We start from the raw sequence: 21,998 nt of genomic DNA, 5'->3' as shown, positions 1-21,998 counted from the left end.
CCCGTCGGCGGTGCTGAGACGCCGTTGCCCGCGGCCGGCCCGATCCGCCGGACAGGCCGTGGCGCCGGGCGCGCGGGGTACCTCATGCCCGGCCTCCGTGGCGCCGCAGGTCGGCGCGGAGCGTGCCGATCAGCTCGCGCAGCGCGGTGAGCTGCCGCTGCGGGTCCGTCAGTTCGCCGATCAGCCGGCGTTCGACCTGGCGCCGGTCGGCCGTCTCGGTCGCGGAGGCGAGCGAGTTCTCGTCCACGACGCCGAACTGGACGGCGCGGTTGAACTCCGCCCGCCGAACCCTGTCGAGCAGTGTGTCCGCGTGGCCGAGGAGCGCGGGCCGCAGGAGGCCGTCGTAGGCCGCGGTCCAGCCGGTGCCGCCCGCGTGACGGAAGACGATCAGCAGTCGGCAGCCGCACTCCCGCAGCCGGGCGAGGAGTTCGATCAGAGGGCCGGGCTCGGGCTCCTCGTCGAGACCCTCGACGAGGACCGTGGGGGGCGGGCGGTCGGCGGCGAGGGCGGGCGCCCGCGCGGGGCGGCGCCTGGTGCCGAGCAGCCAGTCCCAGTACGCCAGGTACTGGCCGGGCGGGAAGGCGATGTGCTCCAGGGCGTGGTCGGCGAGGTCCGGTCTGCTGGAGCCGCCGCCCCGGTACACGATGTGGGCCCGGTGCCGCAGATGGCGCAGCGAGCGGTCCTTGCCACTGCCGGGAGGCACCACGGTGATCTTCACCGGCTCCTCGTCCGGGTCCTCGAACCACCGGGTCAGCCGCTCCTCGAAGCCGTGATCCCAGGCGTAGGGGCTGCTCAACTCCTTGATCAGTGGGGAGAGTTCGGCGATACGGTCGACGGGGATCAGATACGAGAACGCGAGCCGGTTGTTCTCGGGGAGCAGCTCGCCCATGTCGCCGCGCCAGCTGACGACGAGGCCGACGACGCGCGCGGGCCGCCCTTCGCCCGGCCGCGTGCACACGGCCGCGCCGCTGAAGCCCGCGCGCACCACTTCCGCCTTGGTGACGGCGTCGAGCTGCACCCGTTCGCCGCTGGCCCCGCTGACACGACCCCACAGGGTCATGCCGTCGTCGAAGCCCTCCGCGTAGCCGGTCGCCGACACCTCCATGCCGCCCCGCAGCCTCGGTTCCAGCGGGGCGGGGCGCGCCTGCGGGCGCGGGCGGTCCAGGCGCAGCACCGCGATGTCCTCACCGCCCTCGGCCTCCGGCAGCCACCCGCCGGGCAGGACACGTGCGGCCACCGGTTCGAGTTCGCGGTTCTCCGCGAACTCCACCCACATCACGGCATCCGGATGACGCACCACGTGCGCGCAGGTCAGCGCGGTGTACTGGTCGACGAGCACGCCGGCGCCGGCGATGGGACCGCGCGCGCCCCCGCGCCGCAACCTGAGCCTCCAGTCTGCGCGTAACTCCCCCATAACGCTTCACACTACGCGTGGAGCATGGTGCGTCCCTAGACTCATGACCAGGTTGGATCGGCCAATCAAGGCAAGCCGGCGGTGAGTTGGCGTGGCGGACGGCGTGGGGGATGGTGTGGGGGACGGCATGAGGGACCCGAAACCGGTCGGGCTCGCGGAGGCCATCGGCACGGTCCGCGCGGAGCTGGCACGGGCCCAGGCCGAGGGCGTGGCGAGCGACTGGCGGTTCAGCGTGGAGCAGGTCAGCCTGGAGTTCTCGGTCCAGTTCCATCGGGCCGGGGAGGGCGGTGCGGGCCTACGCCTGGGCGTGGTCGAGGCACGGCTCGGCGGCTCGGTGAGCCGCGACGCCACCCACCGCATCCAGGTCGACCTCAAGCCGCTGCCGCTGCCTGACGGGCGTCATCACGAAGTGAGCCGGGAGGACGCCGGGAGCCACGGGTCGCCGGGGACGGACGACGGCACCGTGTCCCGCGGCTGAGCGGGGATCCGCCGGCCGAAGTCGTACGGAGGCGGGAGAGCCCGCTGGCGCGCAGGGCTCACGCCGGCGGACGAGCAGCGCTGATCACCGTCACCCGCGCGCCGGTCACCAGCCCCCACCCCGCCATCACCCCCGCCTCCGCCTCCAGCACGTGCCGCGACCGGAGCCGGGGTCGGCCCAGCCGGCCCGGCTTCATGGTGCGTACGGCGATGACGTTCAGCTCGCGGTCGAGGTAGGCGACGTCGATGGGGATGCGCATGCGGAAGGTGTGCACGCCGCCGGCGGGCGTGAGCAGCATCGCCCCGTCGACGGAGTCACGCCGCAGGAGCCCCCTCGTGCGGGCACGGTAGGACGAGGCGATCTCCAGGGGGACCGAGATGTCACCCCGCTCCCCGTGGACAACCAGCCCCCCGCGGCCGTCACGCCACTGCCGTCCCATCCGCAGCCACCTCCTGGGCTCCGTGCCGAACTCGGGTTGTCCGGCGAGTGCTACCCGGGTAGGAAAGATCGCATGACCGGACTCGGCGCGGTATTCCGTCCCCAGCTGGCCCCCGAACGACTCCGGCCGGTCGCCCGGCTCGCCGACAGCGCGGGTCTCGAAGAGCTCTGGCTGTGGGAGGACTGCTTCCGGGAGGGAGGGATCTCCACCGCGGCGGCCGCCCTCGCCTGGACCGAGCGGATCAGGATCGGGGTCGGACTGCTGCCCGTGCCGTTGCGGAACGTCGCCGTCACCGCGATGGAGGCCGCGACCCTGCACCGGATGTTCCCGGGGCGGCCGATCCTCGCGGTCGGGCATGGTGTGCAGGACTGGATGGGGTCGGTCGGAGCGCGCGTCGAGTCACCGGTGACCCTGTTGCGGGAGCACCTCGAAGTACTGCGGGCCCTGTTGCGCGGGGAGCGGGTGACCGTCGAGGGGCGGTATGTGAAGCTCGACGACATCGCCCTGGACTGGCCGCCCACCGAGCCGGTGCCCGTCATCGCCGGGGCCACCGGGCCCCGTTCGCTGCGGCTCGCCGGTGCGGCGGCCGACGGGACGTTGCTCACCGCCTCGACCCCGCCCGACGGCGTACGGCGGGCCCGGCAACTCATCGACGAGGGGCGGGAGTCGGCAGGGCGTACCCGGGACGCGGCCCACCAGCTCGTCGTCTACCTCCTGACCGCCACCGGGGCCGACGGTCCTGCCCGGCTCAGGGCCGAGCTCGAAGCCGAGGGGCTCGGATCCGTGCCCGGCCTCGGCGTCGCCGGTGACGCGCGCACCGTCGCGCGGGCCGTGCGGCGGCTCGCGGACGCCGGCGCGGACACCGTGGTCCTCCAGCCGACGGGGGACGAGCCCGACCCGGAGGGCTTCATCCGGTTCACGGCGGAGGAAGTGCGGCCGCTGGTGCCGTAGGGCCCCGTCGGTCCACGAGACGCGGCGTTGTCAGTGGCTCCTGCCACACTCCTGGACATGAGGGACACGAGCGATGAGCTGAGCGACGACCACGCCGCCGTACGCCTGCGAGACGTGCTGGACGCCGACCTGGAGGCGTTCCTCGCCTACGAGCACGACCCGGAGGCCGTCCGCCGGTCGAGATTCACGCCCCGGCCGCGCGACGCCTTCATGAAGCACTGGCGGACGAGCGTGCTCGGCGACGAGACCTGCCTCGTGCAGACGGTCCTGGTCGGGGACGACGTGGCCGGCAACGTCGCCTCCTGGTGGGACGGCGACCGCCGCTTCCTCGGCTACTGGCTCGGGCGGCCGTACTGGGGCCGCGGCATCGGCACCAGGGCCCTCACCCTCTTCCTCGAACTCGACAGGACCCGCCCCCTGTACGCCGACCCCTTCCACGGCAACACCGCTTCCGTACGGGCCCTCGAACGGCACGGCTTCCAGCACGCCGGTACGGTCCGCCACGGCGACGACGAGCACGTGCTGCTCGTCCTCCCCGACTCCGCCACCGCCGCGGAAAACCAGCGGCGCCCACCGACGGCGCCCTGAGACGATCACCGTATGAAGAAGCCGCAGCCCATCCGTACCTTCGAAGACCTGGTCGCGGAAGGCGCCGCCGTGCCCACCGACGGCTGGGACTTCTCCTGGTTCGAGGGGCGCGCCACCGAGGCCCGGCCGTCCTGGGGATACGCCACCTCCCTCGCCGGGCGGCTCGCCCGCGCGACCGCCGCCCTCGACCTCCAGACCGGGGGAGGAGAGGTACTCGACTTCGCCCTGCGTAGCGCCGCGCCCGAGGCGCCCACCCTCACCGTCGCCACCGAGGGCTGGCCGCCGAACGTCGCCAAGGCCACCGCTCTCCTGAGCCCGCACGGCGTCGCCGTCGTCGCCGTCCCCGAGGACGCCCCGCTGCCCTTCGCCGATGCGGCCTTCGACCTCGTCAGCAGCCGCCACCCGGTCACCGCGCACTGGGCCGAGATCGCCCGTGTCCTGCGGCCCGGCGGCAGCTACTTCGCCCAGCATGTCGGGCCGCGCAGCGTCTTCGAACTCGTCGAGTACTTCCTCGGGCCGCTCCCCGAGGAGCAGAGCAGCGCCCGCCACCCCGACCGCGAGCGCGCCGGCGCCGAGGCGGCCGGGCTGGAGATCGTCGACGTACGGGCCGAGCGGCTGCCCATGGAGTTCCACGACATCGCCGCCGTGGTTCATTTTCTGCGGAAGGTCGTCTGGATGGTTCCCGGCTTCACCGTCGAGGCGTACCGGCCCCGGCTCCGTGCCCTGCACGAGCAGATCGAGTCCGAAGGCCCCTTCGTCGCGCACAGCACCCGCCACCTCTTCGAGGCCCGCAAGCCCGACGCCGACGCCTGAGCCAGAGTTCCCCGCCCCTACGCGTGCGGACCGACCGTCACCTTCCCGACCACCAACTCCGTCTTCGCCTCCAGCACCTCCCCCACCCGCTCCGCCTGCTCACCCAACTCCCGCTCCTGCCGCGCCGTCAGGCCCCGCCCGATCAGCTCCACCGTCACCGTCGTACGCCGTCCCTGGCGCCGCTGATGCCATACGCCCGCCACCACCCCCTCCACCAACAGCACCGGAAAGTTCCCCGCCTGGCCGCCCGCCAGGGCCCGTCGATACGCCTCCCCGGGGAACAGCGCCTCCCGGGGCTGCGCGGCGATGGCGTACGCGTCGAAGTACGGCAGCAACCGCACGCCCCGCACCCGCCCGTCCGGAAACTCGGTGTCACCCGCCACCACCCAGGCCGCCGCCCCCTCGGACGCGACGCCCTCGAACGCGACCTCCTCGACCTCACCGGCCTCCGCCATCTCCCCGAACAGGGAGACCGCCCACCCCGCGGGCGCAGCCAACCACTTGGCGAAGTGCCGAGGCGTCGCCGGGCCGTACGCGCGCAGGTACCGCCGTACGACTTCCCACAGGGCTGCCTTCCCCGGCGCCGGTACCGTTCCCGACACCGGTCCCGGACCGGACTCCGGCGGTCGCGTGTACGTCACCTTTCGACCTCGGTTCGGGCCGAAGCACAGCGCGCCGGACTGGCCGGCCCGGTGCATCACCTGCCGCCAGCGCGGCCACAGGTCCTGGAAGGCGGGCATCACCCGGTCCCCGGCCCATGGACCGGTGCGCGCCACCACCTCCTCGCCCAGCTCCTCCACGGTCAGGCACACCCCGTCGAGGGCATCCCCGATCGCCGCGACGATCTGCTCCGCCTGTTCCTCCGTCACCCGGACATCCGGCGAGAACGCGCTCGGTCCGGTCGGAATCGAGGTGAGCGCACCGCACCACAGGGGCAGTTCGGCGGCGGGGAGCAGATGCACGGTTCCGCGGGGGCCGAACGTCTTCACCAGGGAGCGGTCGTCCCAGAGCGCGGCCCGTACGTCCGCCCGTGTCACCCCGGCGGACCTCACCCCCACCGACACCTCGGCCGCCGACAACACCTGGGCATGCGCGCCCAGCATCGCCCCGACCACATCGGCCACGGGTGTGCCGCGCTCGGCAGGACGCGCCAGGAACTGCCGCTCCATCCGCCGTGCACTCGCCTGGTCCCACGTGATCGTCCTGCTCGCGTGTGCGGTCATAGGACGACGGTAGGCCGCATATAGGTCATCGACTGTCCGCTGGGCACTGTCTGGTGCAAACCGTGCATCCATGCGTGAAGCCCTCCAGGGCCCTGCGCATCCAAGGAGCCCTCACCTTTTCCACATCGTTATGGAGGCCGACTCGATTTCCCCTCACTACTCACGTAAGTTCAGACCAAGGTAATTCGCGTAAGCAAAGCTGCGCGGCGGCACCGCGCGGCGGAGGGGGCTGCGCGGTGCCGCGTCCTCACGCGTGCCCCTGCTGGACGCGCGTCGCATCGAAATCGCGTTCGCTCCACGACGTCATGTGCCCCGTCAAGCCGACGTTCGCGGTCGGGGTCACCCGGGGGAGGGAAGCGCGGACAAGTCGCCGAGCGAGGACCAAGATGCGGCAAACCCTCCGCATCCAGCCGCTTCCCGCCCGTTTCCCCTGGGAATCCGCCCCGCTCCGGCCGTGAATCAGCCACAAAGTGGCCCTCTCGCGGCCACCGTCCCGTCGCCGAGCGATTTCGGAGAGTAGTTGTGGCACGCCGATGCACGCAGCATCACTTACGAAGGGTTATGGTGGAAACCCCCCCTCGGGCCGGTCCGTCTCCCCCCCACGGACCGGCCCGTTTTTTGTCCCGGACCAGGGCGCATCCGACCGCCGGGGCCCGCAAGCCCCCTGAGGGCCGCGCCCAAGGCGCCAACGGCTCACCCGCACCCCCAAAGACGCGCCCACCGCATTCCCCGGTACGCTCCATGCGCGGGGACCGCATCCGTACGGAGGGGCTGACAATCACGTGAACCTGCGCGACAAGCTGCGCGGCCTGCTGGTCAGGCTGTACGCACGCCGGGTGGAAGGTCACCTGGACCACGCTCAGGTGCCCAAGCACATCGGCGTGATCATGGACGGCAACCGGCGCTGGGCGAAGGCCGCCGGCTCCACCACCGTCCACGGTCACCGCGCAGGGGCAGAGAAGATCGAGGAGTTCCTCGGCTGGTGCTCCGAGACGGACGTCGAGGTCGTCACCCTCTGGCTGCTGTCGACGGACAACTTCGACCGGCCGCAGGACGAGCTCGGCCCGCTCCTCGGGATCATCGAGGACGTCGTCCGCACCCTCGCCGCCGACGGCCGCTGGCGCGTGCACCACGTCGGCACGCCGGACCTGTTGCCGTCCGGAATGCAGACCACCCTCAAGGAGGCCGAGGAAGCCACCGCGCACGTCGACGGGATACTGGTCAACGTCGCCATCGGCTACGGCGGTCGCCAGGAGATCGCCGACGCCGTGCGCTCGATGATCGTCGACGCCCACGACAAGGGCACCTCGATGGAGGACCTCGCCGAGTCCGTCAGCGTCGACCTGATCGGCCGCCACCTCTACACCGGCGACCAGCCCGACCCCGATCTCGTCATCCGCACCAGCGGCGAGCAGCGGCTGTCCGGATTCATGCTGTGGCAGACGGCCCACTCCGAGTACTACTTCTGCGAGGTCTTCTGGCCGGCCTTCCGCAAGGTGGACTTCCTGCGCGCCCTGCGTGACTACGCGGCGCGCCACCGGCGTTACGGCGGCTGAAACACCGCTTGCCGAGCGGGGACGTGAGTACCGCATTTGGGGCGGAAGTAACGAGGAGTTCACCGGGGCGCCGTCATATGCGTAAGCATGGCGGCGCATGTTCGAGGGCATAAGCCAAGCAGGTCGACACCCGAACCACGGGTGTCGTATCTCAGCGGACGGCACGGGGCCGTCCGCCCGGGAGGCCCTTTGCACCAGCCCCACCGTGCGGTCACGGCACGGAAGAAGACGCGGGGGGCCGGTTTTCGGCCCGTGCAGGGCGGCCGACGACCGGTCCAGCTCCACTCCGTCGCTCCCCGACCTCATCCGAGGGGGTACGTCCTTCCGTGGTGACCAGCACAAAGCGCCGCATGCCTGACCGGCGCACCTACGTTCTCGACACCAGCGTCCTGCTGGCCGACCCGAACGCCCTGAACCGCTTCGACGAGCACGAGGTCGTGCTCCCCATCGTCGTGGTGACGGAACTGGAGGCCAAGCGGCACCATCCCGAACTCGGCTACTTCGCCCGGCAGGCACTGCGGCTGCTGGACGAGTTCCGGGTGAGGTTCGGCCGTCTCGACGCCCCCATCCCGATCGGGGACCTCGGCGGGACCGTCCGTGTCGAGCTCAACCACTCGGACCCCAGCGTTCTGCCGACCGGCTACCGCCTGGGGGACAACGACTCCCGCATCCTCGCGGTCGCCCGCAATCTGCAGGCCGAGGGGTTCGACGTCACCGTCGTGTCGAAGGACCTCCCGCTCAGGATCAAGGCCTCGTCCGTCGGGCTCCTCGCCGAGGAGTACCGCGCCGAGCTCGCCATCACGGACGCGTCCGGCTGGACCGGAATGTCCGAACTGACCCTGCCGGGCGAACAGGTGGACATCCTCTTCGAGGAAGGTCACATCTACGTCCCCGAAGCCTCCGACATGCCCGTGCACACCGGACTGACGATCCACTCCGAGCGCGGCAAGGCGCTGGGCCGGATCACGCCCGAGGGCAACGTCCGTCTGGTGCGCGGCGATCGGGAGGCGTTCGGCATCAAGGGGCGCAGCGCCGAGCAACGGATCGCGCTCGACCTGCTGCTCGACCCGGACGTCGGGATCGTGTCCATGGGCGGCCGGGCCGGCACCGGCAAGTCGGCGCTCGCGCTGTGCGCCGGCCTGGAGGCGGTGCTCGAACGCCGTCAGCACCAGAAGGTGATGGTCTTCCGGCCGCTGTACGCGGTGGGCGGGCAGGAGCTCGGCTATCTGCCCGGCTCCGAGGCCGAGAAGATGAGCCCCTGGGCGCAGGCGGTCTTCGACACGCTGTCCGCGGTCACCAGTCGCGAGGTCATCGAAGAGGTCACCGCGCGGGGAATGCTGGAGGTGCTTCCGCTCACCCACATCCGCGGACGCTCGCTGCACGACGCGTTCGTGATCGTGGACGAGGCGCAGTCACTGGAAAGGAATGTCCTGCTGACTGTTCTGTCCCGAATTGGTGCTAACTCGCGGGTGGTTCTCACCCATGACGTGGCCCAGCGGGACAACCTCAGGGTCGGGCGCTACGACGGTGTCGTCGCCGTCGTGGAGAAGCTGAAGGGACATCCGCTCTTCGCCCACGTCACGCTGACGCGGTCCGAGAGGTCCCAGATCGCCGCCCTTGTGACCGAAATGCTGGAGGACGGGCAGATCTGACCCAAGTGTTCAACTTGCGGTAGCTACTGGCTGGTTGGCGCCGTTCGGAAAGGCAGTGAGCCTATCCGGGCGGCGCCTCGGCGTGTGCGACTTTCCGTAAAACCCCTGGGACAAACGAGGTGTGAGCTTTCACACGCAACACAGAATTGCCTTGCGGCGTCGGGGTACGGCAGAGTCTCACTCCTGTCAGGCCCCGCATACGACACACCTGTACCCCCAGCGGTACGGCACCACAGCAACACCACAGCCAACTACATAGCGTCGTCGTATGCCGCCCGAGTTCACCACGCGGCGCTCTCCTCGCGGGAGTTGCCCACCGGGTCCGAGCCTCCCGTGACCCCGCAGTTGGGAGGCCAGCGCCAGGGGCACGATTGCGTCCGCCAGGGTCACCGAAGCGGACGATGCTGGAAGGAAACCGTGTGAGTCCGATTTCGGTCAGGGGATTCGCAGTGGCCTCTGCCACCGCGGTCACCGCTGTCGGAAGCGTCGTCGGCGTTGCCTCGGGCAGCACCGCGCAGAACAACGACGCCGAGGCGACGGCTGCCGATTCGACGCTTCTCGCGGACATACCCGCGGGCCAGCAGGCCCAGGTGCAGACCGAGTCCCTGACGGCGCAGGCCAGCGTCCAGGCCATCGCCGCGGACGCGAGCGCCAAGAAGGACGCGGAGGAGGCGGCCCGCAAGGCAGCCGCTCAGTCCGCCATCGAGAAGAAGGAACAGGCCGAGAAGGCCGCGCAGGAAGCCAAGGAGCGCGAAGAGGCCGAGGCGAAGGCCTCCCGGTCCTCCTCCGCCGACTTCCCCGTTCAGAGCTCGTACAGCATCTCGCAGATCCAGGCGATGGCGCGGTCGATGGTGCCGAGCGACCAGTTCCAGTGCTTCAGCAACATCGTGGACCACGAGTCCAGCTGGAACTACCAGGCGGTCAACCCCTCGTCGGGTGCCTACGGCCTCTTCCAGGCCCTGCCCGGTTCCAAGATGTCGTCCGTCGGCTCGGACTGGCAGACGAACCCGGCCACCCAGATCAAGTGGGGCCTGAACTACATGAACGACCGCTACGACAGCCCGTGCGGTGCGTGGTCCTTCTGGCAGGCCAACCGCTGGTACTGAGCGCTCCGCTGGTCCGCCCGCGATACGCGCGCCTCTCAACCTAGCGTTGCCCCTCACCGTCCTTGGGTGAGGGGCTTTCGCTGTTCTCCGGCGACGCATGTACGGTCGGACGCAACGACTCCAGGGGGGAGTGGTGGGGAGAGACGGGGGAAGAGGGCGGATCATGTCGCGAGTGCCAGGGTGGCTCGGTCGGCTCGGCGCCGGACTGACCGAGATGAGCGAGCGGTTGAACGAGCGCCGGGCCGCCGTGGAACGGGAGAGCGACGAGCTCCAGCCGGTGCGGCGGTCCGCTGCCCACGCCGTGGCCGAGTCCGCCGCCGACGCCCCGCCGTCGGCCGCCGACCACGTCCCGCGGCCCCCCGACTACGCGCCCATGGCCCCGCCGCCCCGGCCCGACCCCACACAGGTCGTGCCCTGGGGCGTACGGGTCGCGGCGGAGGCCGGCTGGCGGTTGCTGGTGCTGGCCGGCACCGTCTGGGTGCTGATGCGGATCATCAGTGCCGTACAACTCGTCGTGTTCGCCTTCGTCATCGCGCTGCTCCTCACCGCGCTGATGCAGCCCTCGGTGGCCTGGCTGACGCGGCGTGGGGTGCCGCACGGGCTCGCCACCGCCCTGACCGCGATCCTCGGGTTCGTCATCATCGGCCTGATGGGCTGGTTCGTGACCTGGCAGGTCATGGAGAACATCGACAACCTCTCCGACCAGGTCCAGGACGGCATCGACGAGCTGCGCAACTGGCTGCTCAACAGCCCGTTTCACGTCACCGACAAGCAGATCAACGAGATCGCCGAGAACCTCCGGGAGGCGATCGGCGCCAACACCGACGCGATCACCTCGGCCGGACTGGAAGGCGTCACGGTCGTCGTCGAGGCCCTCACCGGCATTCTGCTGGCCGCCTTCTCGACGCTCTTCCTGCTCTACGACGGCAAGCGCATCTGGGAGTGGACGCTGAAGCTGGTGCCCGCCGCGGCCCGGCCGGGCGTCGCCGGTGCCGGCCCGCGCGCGTGGGCGACGCTCACGGCGTACGTACGCGGCACGGTCCTCGTCGCGCTCATCGACGCCGTCTTCATCGGCATCGGCATCTACTTCCTCGACGTCCCGATGGCCGTCCCCCTGGCCGTCTTCATCTTCCTGTTCTCCTTCATCCCGCTCGTCGGCGCGGTGGCCTCCGGCGCCCTGGCCGTGGTCGTGGCCCTGGTGACGCAGGGTGTCTTCACCGCGGTCATGACCCTCGGGGTCGTCCTCGCGGTGCAGCAGATCGAAGGCCACGTCCTCCAGCCGTTCATCCTGGGCCGCGCGGTCCGCGTCCACCCGCTGGCGGTGGTGCTGTCGGTGGCGGCCGGGGGCATGGTGGCGGGGATCGGCGGCGCGGTGGTGGCCGTACCGCTGGTGGCGGTGGCGAACACGATCGTGGGCTACCTACGGGCGTACTCGCAGGAGACGGCACCGCGACCCCCGGCCCGTCCGGCGCGTGCGGACGAGGCAGTTGAGGGCGATGAGGGTCTGGGCCTGGGGGCCAAGCCCCCGGCTGACGGCGCGCACGACGCCGAGAACCCCGCCCACGAAGGGTGAGCGGGGTCCGCGGAACGACGGCGTCTACTCGATGTCGGCGACGTCGGCCAGCACAGCCTCGGCCTCCAGGGTGGAGCCCACCGCCTGGATGACGGACGCGATCTTGAACGCCTCCTGAACCGTCTCGCGGTCCACGCCCGCCTTGCGCAGCACCTGCTCGTGCGAGTCGAGGCACATGCCGCAGCCGTTGATGGCGGACACGGCGAACGACCACAGCTCGAAGTCGACCTTGTCGACACCGGGGTTGCCGATGACGTTCATACGGAGCCCCGCGCGCAGGTTGCCGTACTCGTGGTCCGACAGTAGATGCCGGGTCCGGTAGAAGACGTTGTTCATCGCCATCACCGCGGCCGCGGACCTGGCCGCGTTGTACGCCTCCGGCGAGAGGTTCGCCTTCGCCTCCGGCGCCAGCTCGCGCAGCACGATCGGGGAGCGCGCGGCGATCGCGGTCGCGAGCACCGTGCCCCACAGCTGCTGCGCCGGGAGGTCCGAATTGCCGATGACCGAGCCCAGGTTGAGCTTCAGGTCCTTGGCGTAGTCCGGAATGCGGGACTTGAGTGAGTCGAGGGACATGCCGGTCACTCTCCCGCGAGGAGCTTGACCGGGTCCAGGGTGTCCTCGCCCTTGCTCCAGTTGCACGGGCACAGCTCGTCCGTCTGGAGGGCGTCCAGGACCCGCAGGACCTCCTTGGGGTTACGGCCGACGGAGCCGGCGGTCACCATGGAGAACTGGATCTCGTTGTTCTGGTCGACGATGAAGACGGCACGCTTGGCAAAGCCGTCCTCGCCCTCGATGCCCAGGTCGCGCATCAGCTCGTGCCTGGAGTCGGCCATCATCGGGAACGGCAGGTCGCGCAGGTCGTCGTGGTCCTTGCGCCAGGCGTGGTGCACGAACTCCGAGTCACCGGAGAAGCCGAGGACCTGGGCGTCACGGTCGGCGAACTCCTCGTTCAGTTTACCGAAGGCCGCGATCTCGGTCGGGCAGACGAAGGTGAAGTCCTTCGGCCAGGCGAAGACCACCAACCAACCCTTCTCTTCCCGGTTGAGCTTCAGCCATTCGGCGTCGATCCGCTCGAACTCCTTGCCCTTCTCCAGGGAGACACACGCCATGAGGTCGAAGTCAGGGAACTGGTCACCGACAGTAAGCACGTACAGGCCCTTCAGGTCTTGCTCGGGTTGGACAGGTGTAACCCTGTCAGACGCTCCTGTCGTAAGTTAAATCGATCAATCTGGTCAAAGTGATCAGTAATGCCGATCAGTGCGCAGGGGGTGGACCGCGGATACGACGAGAGCCCCTGCCGGGGTACCGAAGGGGTTCTCGCGAAGCTGAATTATTCAGTGTCCGAGCTTTCGGTATCTGCGATTTCGAGGATGGCCTTATAGCACGGGGCGCCGTCGACCCATATGCTCGCGACTTCCCAGGCTGCATCCTCGACTCTTCCTGTGTCCACGTGCTGGATCGCGATGATGCCGTGGAACGCATTTTTGACAATCTTGGCGCCCTTGGCGATCCTATTCGGGAGGGCTGCGATGGTGACAGTCGTAGCGACATCTTGGATGCATTCGGTTACGGCTAGCGTTCCCTCCGCAAGTTCCTTCTCCTTCACGGCGCCTTCCGACTCCTCCGGCTTCAGTACGGAAAGGATGCCGAACTTGCCGCAGAAGCCGCCATCCGGAGTCTCCACCCAAGGCTGACCCGCGTTTTCGCATTCGCGCTTTTCCTTGATGGTGTCACTTGGCTGGTTGTCGTTGGGCTTCGGATCGGTCTCGCCGGTGTCGATCAGAAGCGATTCCAGAGTTCCGATGAGCTGATCTCGCTCGTGCTTCGGTGTCTTCGGGTCGTGAACCATCGAGACCGTTTCGATCAGCGGCTCCATGGTTCCGATGAGTTGATCCCGTTCGTGCTTCGGTGTCTTCGGGTCGTTAACCTTCGATACCGTGTCGATCAGTGGCTTCAGAATTCCGATGAGTTGATCCCGATCCGGCTTCGACGCTTTCGGGTCGTTAACCTTTGAGGCCGTTTCGGTCAACGGCTCCAGAATTCCAATGAGCTTCTGTCGTACCCCGGAAGGCGTCTCCGGGTGGTTGATCACCTTCAGCGTGCAACCTATCGGCTCCAACACTTTCGTAAGATATTTCCGCACCCCCGGCGGCGCTTTGGTGTCTGCGATTGCCTCCACCATGGGGGTCAGCTGCTGAACGGACTGCGCGAGCGTGACGCGTTCCTCCAGCGGCGTTTTCGGATCGTCGACTACCGCCAGGGTGGTATTCAGCTGCGCTACGGTCCCCTGCACCTCGTCAGGGATCTCCTGCTGTTCCGTCAGCTCGTCTACTTCCTTGTTCAGGTCCGGCGTGAGTTCTTCCAGCTGCTCCCGTTGCTCTGCGGGGTCAGCCGGGTCTGCCGGGTCTGCCGGGGAAGCCGGGTCTGCGGGGTCGGCCGGGTCAGTGGGGTCTGCTGGGCCTGCGGGCTCGGCGGGCTCGGCGGGGTCGGCCGGGTCAGCGGGGTCAGCGGCGTCAGCCGGGTCGTTGGGGTCTGCGGGCTCGGCGGGGTCTGCAGGGTCGGCCGACTCAGCGGGCTCAGCGGGGTCGGCGGGCTCAGCAGGCTCAGCAGGGTCAGCGGGGTCAGCGGGGTCAGCGGGGTCAGCGGGGTCAGCGGGTTCAGCCGGGACTGCGGGCTCAGCTGGGGAGGCGGGCTCCGCCGATTCGCCGGGTTCAGCCGGGGAGGCCGGCTCGGCGGGGTCTGCGGGCTCAGCCGGGGAGGCTGGGTCAGCTGGAGCAGGTGGCTCCGGCCCTACGGTCGCTACTCCTGAAGGCGGTTGAGGAGCCGCCAGAGCGGTGCCGGCTCCCGCGGACGCGAGGAGCCCAGTGGCAATGCAGGATGCGCAGATGAACCGGGGAATTCTCCGCCGAACTGGAGTAATCATGGCGATCTCCCTTCGGTGATGACCCCCTCCGGGGGCACCTGGGACCACCATTTACTCTGGGGTGGGCGAGGAGAAATCCACGAATATTCGGGGCTTGACATCTGCCTAGCAGGAGCAAATAATTCCGCCCTTCTCAGATCGAGCCCCATCGATGCGGATCGGTTCAGTCACCTGGTGTGGGTACGACTGAGCCGGGCGGAAGCTTCTGGCCCTCTTCGGGCATCGCGAGCAGGCACATCGCGAATCGGAACCCTTGATTCCAGGTGTTCTCCGCGTGGTTCCACGCGTACAGGTCGCGCGTGGAACTCTTGTAGGACCCATAACGCTTTACGCACAGATCGTACAACGCGTCCCAGGAGTCGAACTTCATGCTCGCCGGCGCCTTGACGTAGCCCAGTCCCTGCAATTCGTGTGGCTGCTTGCAATCGACAAGCAGGTGGGCGTAGTTGTGTTCCTCCAGCTTCTTGAGGTTGTAGCAGTCCCCGACAGAGCTGTTCTCAACGAAGATCTGTTCGCCGTGCTTCCGGTAGTCAGCCACTGGGCCGTAGAGGCCGACGGTCTTGCCGAAGAGCAGGCAGGCGGTGTTTCGCGCGCCGTTGTCCCAGCCGGCCTCACTGGGTGTCAGCGCGTAGGACTCGACGTCGGCCATCTTGCTCGTCGTGTCGCGCAGCAGTCCCCTGCAAACGCCCTGACCGTTGGTTTTCGCGTCCTCCAAGGAAGTGGTTGCGTTGATGTCCAGGACCTGACCGTCCGGGTAGGTCTTGCAGTCGACGACCTTCAGGTTGGGTGGGTCTTTGAACCGCTCTGCCGGCCAGGAAGCCGAGACGCAGTTGCCGGGCTTCAGTTCGCGGGGCAGTCCGACCCGGTCGCCATACGGTGGGACCAGATCAGTCGTCGGGGCCGTGGCGTCCGGGCTGTCGAGCAGTGCGACCGCCGCCCATGTGCCGCCGCCGACGAGCACCAGTACAGCAGCGATGACGCCCCAAACCCGGCCCGAAGGGACCTTGGTGCTCCCGTGCCGCCCCGGTCGGCGCGGAGCCTCCGCGTGCGACATGCCTTCTTCTGCCGGCGGTGTGCCAGGAGCCGGCAGCGAGGCCAGTGGCTCTTCCGGCAGCGGCGTCGTCTCCTTCTCCGGGACGGCCGGCCTGTGCACCCCCGGTTCCGTACCCGGTGCGGTGGTGAGTCCGGCGAGCTTGCGCATGGCCTCGTCGCCGCCCATCCGCTGTTCGGGATCCTTGGCCATCAAGCCGGCGAGCACCGGTCCCAGGTCGCCGGCCCGGCTCGGTGGCGGGTGGTCCTCGAAGAGCAATGCCGACAGGGTCTCGTAGGGCGTCGGCCGGTCGAAAGGTCCGGTCCCCTCCACGGCGTAATACAAGGTGGCACCAAGTGAGAAGAGGTCGGAAGCCGGGCTTGGTGCTACACCGCGGGCGCGCTCTGGGGCCAGGAAACCTGGGGTTCCGACGAATCCCGACGTTGTGGTCAGCCGTGTCTCGCCCGAGTCCGGCTGTAGCGAGATGCCGTAGTCGGTCAACAAGACCTGCCCGCCTGGGCCGTGTGCACCAGGCCCGGTCAGCAAGATGTTGGCCGGTTTGACGTCCCGGTGCAGGATCCCCGCCCGATGGCCCGCCGCCAGCGCATCGAGCACCGCCACGCCGATACGCGCAGTCTCTGTGGGTGACAGCGGTCCGTGTTCACTCACCATCTCGGCGAGATCCTTCGCACCGGGCACGAATTCCATCACGATCCAGGGCAGGCCGTCTTCCTCCAGGACGTCGTACACGGTGGCGACGTGCGGATGGCCGCGCAGCCGGGCTGCATGCCGCGCCTCGCCTCTGGCGCGGGCGATTCGCGCGCCCAGGTGGTCTTCGCGCACCCCCGTGAGGGCAAGCTCCTTGAGGGCGACATCACAGTCGAGGATCTGATCGTGGGCGAGCCATACCCGGCCCATCCCCCCGGCTCCGAGCCTGCGCACCAGCCGATACCGCCCCGCTACAAGGCGCTTGGCTCCGCTGCCTTCCACCATGGCAGACCTCCGCGCTGCCCGATACCCAAACCGTATGACTCCTGATGGAAGACTACAAATGCAACCAAAATGACAATTACGGTCCACGTGTGGTCCGGCGGTGCTCGGCGTGCAGTCCGCCTGCGGCGCCGTCGGCCTTTTGGGCTGGGCGCCATCGGAGCGTGACGAACCGGTGATTGGTCTCGGTCCACAGCGGGAGTGCCATGGGTCCGGCGCGGCTGAACGGGGGAGTGTCGCCGCGCCAGGCGTTTTCTCGCACCGAGTAGTGGCAACGAGCCTTCCGCGTCGAGCCGGTCGCGGACGCGTTCCAGGGCTTCCCATAGACGGGTGGGCCGCTTCGGTGGACTTCCGGCGCCATGGACGATGGCCCCGCCGCGGCGCTTGATCTCGCACTGATACGGGAAATGGCTACACTCGCTCCGGTTGATCGGAAGAATCTATCAGTGACCGTGAGTAAGAGGAGGCAGCCCAGCCTCGCCCAGCTGCGTGCCTTCGCGGCTGTCGCCGAGCAGCTCCACTTCCGGGACGCCGCCGCCGCGATCGGCATGAGCCAGCCCGCCCTGTCCGGTGCCGTCTCGGCGCTGGAGGAGTCACTCGGAGTGACGCTGCTGGAGCGCACCACGCGCAAGGTGCTGCTGTCGCCGGCGGGGGAGCGGCTGGCCGTACGGGCGAAGGCGGTGCTGGCGGAGGTCGGGGCGCTGATGGAGGAGGCCGAGGCGGTCCGGGCGCCGTTCACGGGGGCGTTGCGCCTCGGCGTCATCCCCACGGTGGCGCCGTACCTTCTGCCGACCGTGCTGAGGCTGGTCCACGACCGGTATCCGCACCTCGACCTCCAGGTGCACGAGGAGCAGACCGCGAGCCTGGTCGACGGCCTCACCACCGGCCGCCTGGACCTGCTGTTGCTCGCGGTTCCCCTCGGCGTGCCCGGGGTCGCCGAACTCCCGCTCTTCGACGAGGACTTCGTACTCGTCACGCCGCTCGACCACGGGCTCGGCGGCCGCGAGGGCATTCCGCGGGAGGCGCTGCGCGAGCTGAACCTGCTGCTGCTCGACGAGGGGCACTGCCTGCGCGACCAGGCCCTCGACATCTGCCGGGAGGCCGGTCGCGACGACGTTCCGGTGACCACGACGGCCGCCGGACTGTCCACGCTGGTGCAACTCGTCGCCGGCGGGCTGGGGGTGACCCTGCTGCCCCGGACCGCCCTCAAGGTCGAGACCAGCCGCAGCAGCCAGCTCCTCACCGGCTGCTTCGCGGACCCGGCCCCCACCCGCCGCGTCGCCCTCGCCATGCGGGCGGGAGCGGCGCGCGGCGCGGAGTACGAGGAACTGGCCTCCGCCCTCCGCGAGGCCCTGCGCCCACTGCCGGTGCGGGTGCTGAACGCGGATGCGTGAGCCGGCGCGCGCACGGCCGCCGGGTACGGCTGTCGGCCGCAGGCCATCCCATCCGGACCGGTGTGGTCGGGGACGGCCTGCGGCCAAGGGCGGGACGGCGCCCGTCCGTACCGGGACTACTCCGTGCGCAGACCGTCCGGCCGCATCATGCGCAGCAGCGGGGGCAGGCTGAGGAGCGTCACCCCGAGGACGACGCCGGCGGCGACGCCCGTCATGGAGAGCATGCTCGGCCAGTCCACGACGATCGGGGTGTCCGTCATACGGAGGAGGACCGCGCCCAGGGTCAGCCCCACCACCGAGGACAGCAGCAGGCCCAGGGTGATCGGGATCGCGGTCTGCCACAGGACCGACAGGCTCAGCGTGCGGCGGCGGGTGCCGAAGGCGACCAGGGACGACAGCAGCTTCTTGCGGTCGCGCAGCTGCTCCAGCTGGGAGACCAGCAGGCTCGCGCCGATCAGCATCAGGACGCAGACAGCGCCGACGAACAGGCCGGTGCGGATGGTGCTGTAGCGGTTGGACGTCTGGGTGGCGTACCAGGTCATGGGGTAGGACAGCGGGTCCGCGGCCGTCGCCGCGTTCCGTACGAGGTCGTCCACGTCGGACACGGAGCGGTCGAGCTTGAGGTACACCTGCCCCCGCAGCCCCGGCGCGGCCGCCGCGGGCAGCGCCTTCGGGGTGAGCAGGAAGCCGCCGCGCTGCCGGCCCATGAAGTCCTCGTGCGTCCGCGCCGTCTTCAGGCCCTTCGGCACGGTCCAGGCGATCTCCTGCCGCGGCGGGCCACTCTCGTACGACGGGTCCAGATAGACCGTCCGGCCCGGCTGCTTCGCCAGCTTCGGGGTGTCCTCGTCGTACTCGGAGTTCGCCACGTAGAAGACGTCGCCGTCCCGGCACGCGGGAAGCTCGGCTGTCTGGCGCAGCGACGCGCAGTCGCCGACGGTCATCTCGACACCCATGTCCGGGTCCTTGCGCCGCTCGCCCAGATAGCCCTCGGCGTACGCGTAGACCTGCTGGACGCCCTTGGTGTCCCGGAACTCCGCGACCGCCGGGTCGAGCGGGGCGTTGCGGGACAGGGCCACCTGCATCTGCGCCCGCTCGATGTCGTACTGGGACTGCTTCGTGTAGTCGCTCTCCACCCCGGCGAACAGCATCTGGAGCGCGATCGCCCCGGCGACCGCCACCGCGACGCCGTTCACCATGCGAGCCGCCGTGCCGCTGCTCAACTGGAGCCTGCGGACGGCGAGTTGCCAGGCGACACCGCCTGAGCCGAGCCGGGCGACGACCGCCTCGACGACCCATGGCAGCAGCGTGGTCACGCCGATGAGCAGCAGGAGTACGCCGCCGGTCACCAGGTACTCGTTGAAGGTGCCGTCGTCCCTGCCCTGGCCGATCATCGGATAGAGCATCGCGAGGCCGCCCAGCGGCAGCAGCAGCCGCCACCACAGCCGGCGCCGCGAGGGCTTCGCCGTACGCACCACGCCGAGCGGCTCGATCACCACCCCGCGCATCGCGAACAGCGTGACCAGGACGGCGGCTGCCGGAACCGCGAGGCCGACCAGCAGGGCCAGCGTGGGGGAGGGGTTGAGGTAGCTCGGGAACACGCTGACGCCGAACACCTCGACCGAGCCCGCGATCTGGCGGCCGATCAGGAAGAAGACCGTACCGAAGACGAGTCCGAGCACGGCGCCCGCCAGTGCCTCGCCGGCCGCGATCCGCCGGGTCATCCGGCTGTCGGAGCCGACCAGCCGCAGCGCCGCCAGCCGGCGGTCGCGCCGCTCGCCACCGAAGCGCACGGCCGCGGCGATGAACACGCCGACCGGCATCAGCAGCGCCACGAAGACGACGAGGACGAGCAGGAGCAGCACGGGGTCGGTCTGCGTCTCGGTCGGGCTCGTGTCCCCGAACCGCTCGATACGGGCGACCCGGACGCCGTCGATGTGCGGCGCGAGGTCGTCGCCGCCCCGGAAGAAGGCGAGTTCGTGCGAGCCGATCAGCCCGCTCTCCCCGATGGTCCCGACGATCCGCTCGGGCAGCCGTTCGCGCAGCAGCTTCGCGTCGTCCGACTCCAGCAGCCGCTTCAGCGCGGGGGAGACGACCATCTCGCCCACCGCCGGGAACTTCTCCAGCCCCGGCGGCAGCGGAGCCCGCGCTCCCTCGGGCTCCAGCGCCCGGCCGCGGATGTCCTTGTCGTGGAAGTCCGTGTCGACGTCCGCGACGAGCAGGGTGGCGTCGGACTTCTTCGTCTCCGTGTAGCTGTAGTCGATGTCGGCGCGGGCACTCTCCCGCTCGTGCCGGACCGACTGCATGTTCGGGACGGCGGTCGTCAGCAGCAGCAACGCCACACCCAGCCCGACCCCGACGGCCGTCAGCAGGGCCCGGACCCAGCCCTCACGTCCGCCGGCGAAGGCGAACCGCACCCCCATGGCCAGATCCTTGGCCCACTGGCCCACGCTCATACGACCCGCTCCATGTCCCGGGACTTACCGTCCCGTACGACGATCTCGCGGTCGGAGTAGGCGGCCACCCGCGCCTCGTGCGTGACGAGGACGACGGCGGCGTTGGTCGACCGGGCGGCGTCCGTCAGCAGCTCCATCACGCGCTCGCCGTTGAGGGAGTCGAGCGCGCCGGTCGGCTCGTCGGCGAACAGCACCCGCGGGTTGGTGACCAGCGCACGGGCGACGGCGACGCGCTGCCCCTGACCGCCGGAGACCTCACCGGGCCGCTTCTTGCGCAGGTCGTCGACCTCCAGCCGCTCCATCCAGGTCAGGGCGGTCTGCTCGGCCTCCTTGCGGGAGGTCCCGTTCAGCCGCAGCGGGAGGGCGACGTTCTCGACGCAGGTGAGTTCCGGCACGAGCTGCCCGAACTGGAAGACGAACCCGAACTCGGAGCGCCGCAGGGCGCTGCGCTGGGCGTCGCTCATGGTGGCCAGCTCGCGCCCGTTGTAGGTGATGGACCCCGAGTCCGGCGGCACGATCCCGGCGAGGCAGTGCAGCAACGTCGACTTGCCGGAGCCGGACGGCCCCATCACGGCGACGACCTCACCGGGATGTATGGAGAACTCGGCCCCGTCGAGCGCGAGGGTCGGACCGTAGGCCTTGCGCAGCTCCTGGGCCGCGAGCAGGGAACCGGGCGGAGGAGTCACTTGACCACCACCTCGGCCAGCTTGTCGAGGCGCGCGGCGGTCAGTTCCAGCCACCGCAGGTCGGCCTCCAGATGGAAGAGGGCGTGGTCGCAGATGAGCTGGTCGGCCAGGTCCCCCTTCCGCTTCCGGTCGGTGAGGATCCGCATCATGCGCAGATGCTCGGCGCGCTGGGTGTCGAGGATGTCGGCCGCGTCGCGCCGGGTGAGCAGCGCGAGGACGACCTTGGTGTAGAGGGTCGACTGGAGGTACGGCTCCGGCTTCTCCGGGGTCGCGAGCCACCGCTGTACGTCGGTGATCCCGGCGTCGGTGATCGCGTACCGCTTCCGCTCCGGCCCGCCGCCGGGCTCGATCCCGTCGACCTCGACGAGCCCGTGCTTCAGCAGCCGGGACATCGTCGAGTAGACCTGGCCGTAGTGCAGCGGCCGGTCGTGACCGAACTTCTCGTCGAAGGCCCGCTTCAGGTCGTAGCCGTGGCGGGGGCCCGATTCCAGGAGCCCTAGAAGGGTGTGACCGATGGACATGAGCTGGACTCTACACGTGGTGTATACGCCGTATGTATACGCCGAGTGTGGAGATCACGGCGGTGGGTGTGTCGGGCCAGGTGGCGGGCCATTGTCACGGTTCTGCTACACGGTGACGGCTGGGGCGGGAGGCGGGGCGCAGGGGCCGGTTCGGCGTGCCGGGGTGGGGCGGGTGCGAGCCTCGTCCAGGCCGGTCGGCGTACGGATG

19 protein-coding genes are annotated in these 21,998 nt (G+C 69.7%); 9 read left to right on the top strand and 10 right to left on the bottom strand.

Annotation, left to right across the window (positions count from 1 at the left end; translation table 11 throughout):
* Positions 1-82: 82 nt before the first annotated feature.
* Entirely contained in the window at positions 83-1,414 is a 1,332-nt protein-coding gene (locus ADK36_RS02705; protein ID WP_078916683.1) for a S1 family peptidase, read from the bottom strand.
* Between the two features lie 127 nt (positions 1,415-1,541).
* On the opposite strand from ADK36_RS02705, the gene ADK36_RS02700 reads away from it, so the two are divergent.
* Positions 1,542-1,892, top strand: coding sequence for a trypco2 family protein (locus tag ADK36_RS02700; protein ID WP_048586430.1), 351 nt, complete (start codon positions 1,542-1,544; stop codon positions 1,890-1,892).
* A gap of 58 nt (positions 1,893-1,950) precedes the next feature.
* Here the strand turns inward: ADK36_RS02700 and ADK36_RS02695 are convergent, their stop codons facing one another.
* Positions 1,951-2,331, bottom strand: coding sequence for a DUF192 domain-containing protein (locus ADK36_RS02695; protein WP_048586411.1), 381 nt, complete (start codon positions 2,329-2,331; stop codon positions 1,951-1,953).
* Positions 2,332-2,403: 72 nt separating this feature from the next.
* On the opposite strand from ADK36_RS02695, the gene ADK36_RS02690 reads away from it, so the two are divergent.
* Genes ADK36_RS02690 through ADK36_RS02680 form a run of 3 tightly spaced genes read left to right on the top strand, consistent with a single transcriptional unit; the run spans position 2,404 to position 4,683 of the window.
* The gene (locus tag ADK36_RS02690; protein ID WP_048586410.1) at positions 2,404-3,282 is read left to right on the top strand and encodes an LLM class flavin-dependent oxidoreductase; all 879 of its coding nucleotides are present in this window, start codon (positions 2,404-2,406) and stop codon (positions 3,280-3,282) included.
* 57 nt (positions 3,283-3,339) lie between these two features.
* The gene (locus tag ADK36_RS02685; RefSeq protein ID WP_048586409.1) at positions 3,340-3,870 is read left to right on the top strand and encodes a GNAT family N-acetyltransferase; all 531 of its coding nucleotides are present in this window, start codon (positions 3,340-3,342) and stop codon (positions 3,868-3,870) included.
* Positions 3,871-3,882: 12 nt separating this feature from the next.
* Entirely contained in the window at positions 3,883-4,683 is an 801-nt protein-coding gene (locus tag ADK36_RS02680; RefSeq protein WP_048586408.1) for a methyltransferase domain-containing protein, read from the top strand.
* 17 nt (positions 4,684-4,700) lie between these two features.
* Here the strand turns inward: ADK36_RS02680 and ADK36_RS02675 are convergent, their stop codons facing one another.
* On the bottom strand, positions 4,701-5,906 hold the full coding sequence (locus ADK36_RS02675) for a winged helix DNA-binding domain-containing protein (RefSeq protein WP_053196203.1): 1,206 nt from the start codon (positions 5,904-5,906) through the stop codon (positions 4,701-4,703).
* Positions 5,907-6,688: 782 nt separating this feature from the next.
* Between ADK36_RS02675 and ADK36_RS02670 the strand changes: the two genes are divergently transcribed.
* The 4 genes from ADK36_RS02670 (at position 6,689) to ADK36_RS02655 (ending at position 11,793) form a co-directional block, all read left to right on the top strand.
* Positions 6,689-7,462 (top strand): isoprenyl transferase, encoded by a 774-nt coding sequence (locus tag ADK36_RS02670; RefSeq protein ID WP_048586406.1) that lies wholly within the window; start codon positions 6,689-6,691, stop codon positions 7,460-7,462.
* A 326-nt stretch (positions 7,463-7,788) separates the two neighbouring features.
* A complete protein-coding gene (locus ADK36_RS02665) occupies positions 7,789-9,114 on the top strand; it encodes a PhoH family protein (RefSeq protein WP_048586405.1) in 1,326 nt (441 codons plus the stop codon).
* A 401-nt stretch (positions 9,115-9,515) separates the two neighbouring features.
* Positions 9,516-10,220 (top strand): transglycosylase SLT domain-containing protein, encoded by a 705-nt coding sequence (locus tag ADK36_RS02660; RefSeq protein WP_078916681.1) that lies wholly within the window; start codon positions 9,516-9,518, stop codon positions 10,218-10,220.
* 163 nt (positions 10,221-10,383) lie between these two features.
* Positions 10,384-11,793: an AI-2E family transporter gene (locus tag ADK36_RS02655; protein ID WP_048586403.1), complete on the top strand. Its 1,410-nt coding sequence runs from the start codon at positions 10,384-10,386 to the stop codon at positions 11,791-11,793.
* Between the two features lie 24 nt (positions 11,794-11,817).
* Here ADK36_RS02655 and ADK36_RS02650 read toward each other — a convergent pair whose 3' ends face one another.
* From ADK36_RS02650 to ADK36_RS02630, 4 genes are all read right to left on the bottom strand, one after another.
* Entirely contained in the window at positions 11,818-12,366 is a 549-nt protein-coding gene (locus ADK36_RS02650; RefSeq protein ID WP_053196241.1) for an alkyl hydroperoxide reductase, read from the bottom strand.
* 5 nt (positions 12,367-12,371) lie between these two features.
* A complete protein-coding gene (locus ADK36_RS02645; RefSeq protein WP_048586402.1) occupies positions 12,372-12,941 on the bottom strand; it encodes a peroxiredoxin in 570 nt (189 codons plus the stop codon).
* 182 nt (positions 12,942-13,123) lie between these two features.
* Entirely contained in the window at positions 13,124-14,716 is a 1,593-nt protein-coding gene (locus tag ADK36_RS49905) for a hypothetical protein (protein ID WP_234329644.1), read from the bottom strand.
* A gap of 163 nt (positions 14,717-14,879) precedes the next feature.
* Positions 14,880-16,739 (bottom strand): serine/threonine-protein kinase, encoded by a 1,860-nt coding sequence (locus tag ADK36_RS02630; protein WP_159391078.1) that lies wholly within the window; start codon positions 16,737-16,739, stop codon positions 14,880-14,882.
* Positions 16,740-17,182: 443 nt separating this feature from the next.
* On the opposite strand from ADK36_RS02630, the gene ADK36_RS02625 reads away from it, so the two are divergent.
* On the top strand, positions 17,183-18,130 hold the full coding sequence (locus tag ADK36_RS02625) for a LysR substrate-binding domain-containing protein (RefSeq protein ID WP_425315365.1): 948 nt from the start codon (positions 17,183-17,185) through the stop codon (positions 18,128-18,130).
* Positions 18,131-18,246: 116 nt separating this feature from the next.
* On the opposite strand, the gene ADK36_RS02620 is transcribed toward ADK36_RS02625, so the two are convergent.
* The 3 genes from ADK36_RS02620 to ADK36_RS02610 are packed head-to-tail and all read right to left on the bottom strand — an operon-like array spanning position 18,247 to position 21,790.
* Complete coding sequence (locus ADK36_RS02620) at positions 18,247-20,583, bottom strand: ABC transporter permease (protein WP_053196196.1); 2,337 nt, start codon at positions 20,581-20,583, stop codon at positions 18,247-18,249.
* Positions 20,580-21,269 (bottom strand): ABC transporter ATP-binding protein, encoded by a 690-nt coding sequence (locus ADK36_RS02615; RefSeq protein WP_048586811.1) that lies wholly within the window; start codon positions 21,267-21,269, stop codon positions 20,580-20,582. Before ADK36_RS02615 ends, ADK36_RS02620 begins: the two co-directional genes overlap by 4 nt.
* Positions 21,266-21,790 (bottom strand): PadR family transcriptional regulator, encoded by a 525-nt coding sequence (locus tag ADK36_RS02610; protein ID WP_048586812.1) that lies wholly within the window; start codon positions 21,788-21,790, stop codon positions 21,266-21,268. The genes ADK36_RS02615 and ADK36_RS02610 overlap by 4 nt, the downstream gene beginning before the upstream one ends.
* Positions 21,791-21,998 lie beyond the last annotated feature (208 nt).

Source organism: Streptomyces viridochromogenes (assembly GCF_001270495.1).
Taxonomy (GTDB): Bacteria; Actinomycetota; Actinomycetes; order Streptomycetales; family Streptomycetaceae; genus Streptomyces; species Streptomyces viridochromogenes_A.
This window is presented reverse-complemented; position numbering and strand designations above follow the sequence as displayed.

Excerpts from the sequence above, each read along its gene's own strand:
- ADK36_RS02655 (WP_048586403.1), top strand. The coding sequence starts at position 10,384 with ATGTCGCGAGTGCCAGGGTGGCTCGGTCGGCTCGGCGCCGGACTGACC.
- ADK36_RS02700 (WP_048586430.1), top strand. The coding sequence starts at position 1,542 with ATGAGGGACCCGAAACCGGTCGGGCTCGCGGAGGCCATCGGCACGGTC.
- ADK36_RS49905 (WP_234329644.1), bottom strand. The coding sequence starts at position 14,716 with ATGATTACTCCAGTTCGGCGGAGAATTCCCCGGTTCATCTGCGCATCC.
- ADK36_RS02690 (WP_048586410.1), top strand. The coding sequence starts at position 2,404 with ATGACCGGACTCGGCGCGGTATTCCGTCCCCAGCTGGCCCCCGAACGA.
- ADK36_RS02630 (WP_159391078.1), bottom strand. The coding sequence starts at position 16,739 with ATGGTGGAAGGCAGCGGAGCCAAGCGCCTTGTAGCGGGGCGGTATCGG.
- ADK36_RS02705 (WP_078916683.1), bottom strand. The coding sequence starts at position 1,414 with ATGGGGGAGTTACGCGCAGACTGGAGGCTCAGGTTGCGGCGCGGGGGC.
- ADK36_RS02610 (WP_048586812.1), bottom strand. The coding sequence starts at position 21,790 with ATGTCCATCGGTCACACCCTTCTAGGGCTCCTGGAATCGGGCCCCCGC.
- ADK36_RS02695 (WP_048586411.1), bottom strand. The coding sequence starts at position 2,331 with ATGGGACGGCAGTGGCGTGACGGCCGCGGGGGGCTGGTTGTCCACGGG.
- ADK36_RS02650 (WP_053196241.1), bottom strand. The coding sequence starts at position 12,366 with ATGTCCCTCGACTCACTCAAGTCCCGCATTCCGGACTACGCCAAGGAC.
- ADK36_RS02680 (WP_048586408.1), top strand. The coding sequence starts at position 3,883 with ATGAAGAAGCCGCAGCCCATCCGTACCTTCGAAGACCTGGTCGCGGAA.
- ADK36_RS02685 (WP_048586409.1), top strand. The coding sequence starts at position 3,340 with ATGAGGGACACGAGCGATGAGCTGAGCGACGACCACGCCGCCGTACGC.
- ADK36_RS02660 (WP_078916681.1), top strand. The coding sequence starts at position 9,516 with ATGCTGGAAGGAAACCGTGTGAGTCCGATTTCGGTCAGGGGATTCGCA.
- ADK36_RS02620 (WP_053196196.1), bottom strand. The coding sequence starts at position 20,583 with ATGAGCGTGGGCCAGTGGGCCAAGGATCTGGCCATGGGGGTGCGGTTC.
- ADK36_RS02675 (WP_053196203.1), bottom strand. The coding sequence starts at position 5,906 with ATGACCGCACACGCGAGCAGGACGATCACGTGGGACCAGGCGAGTGCA.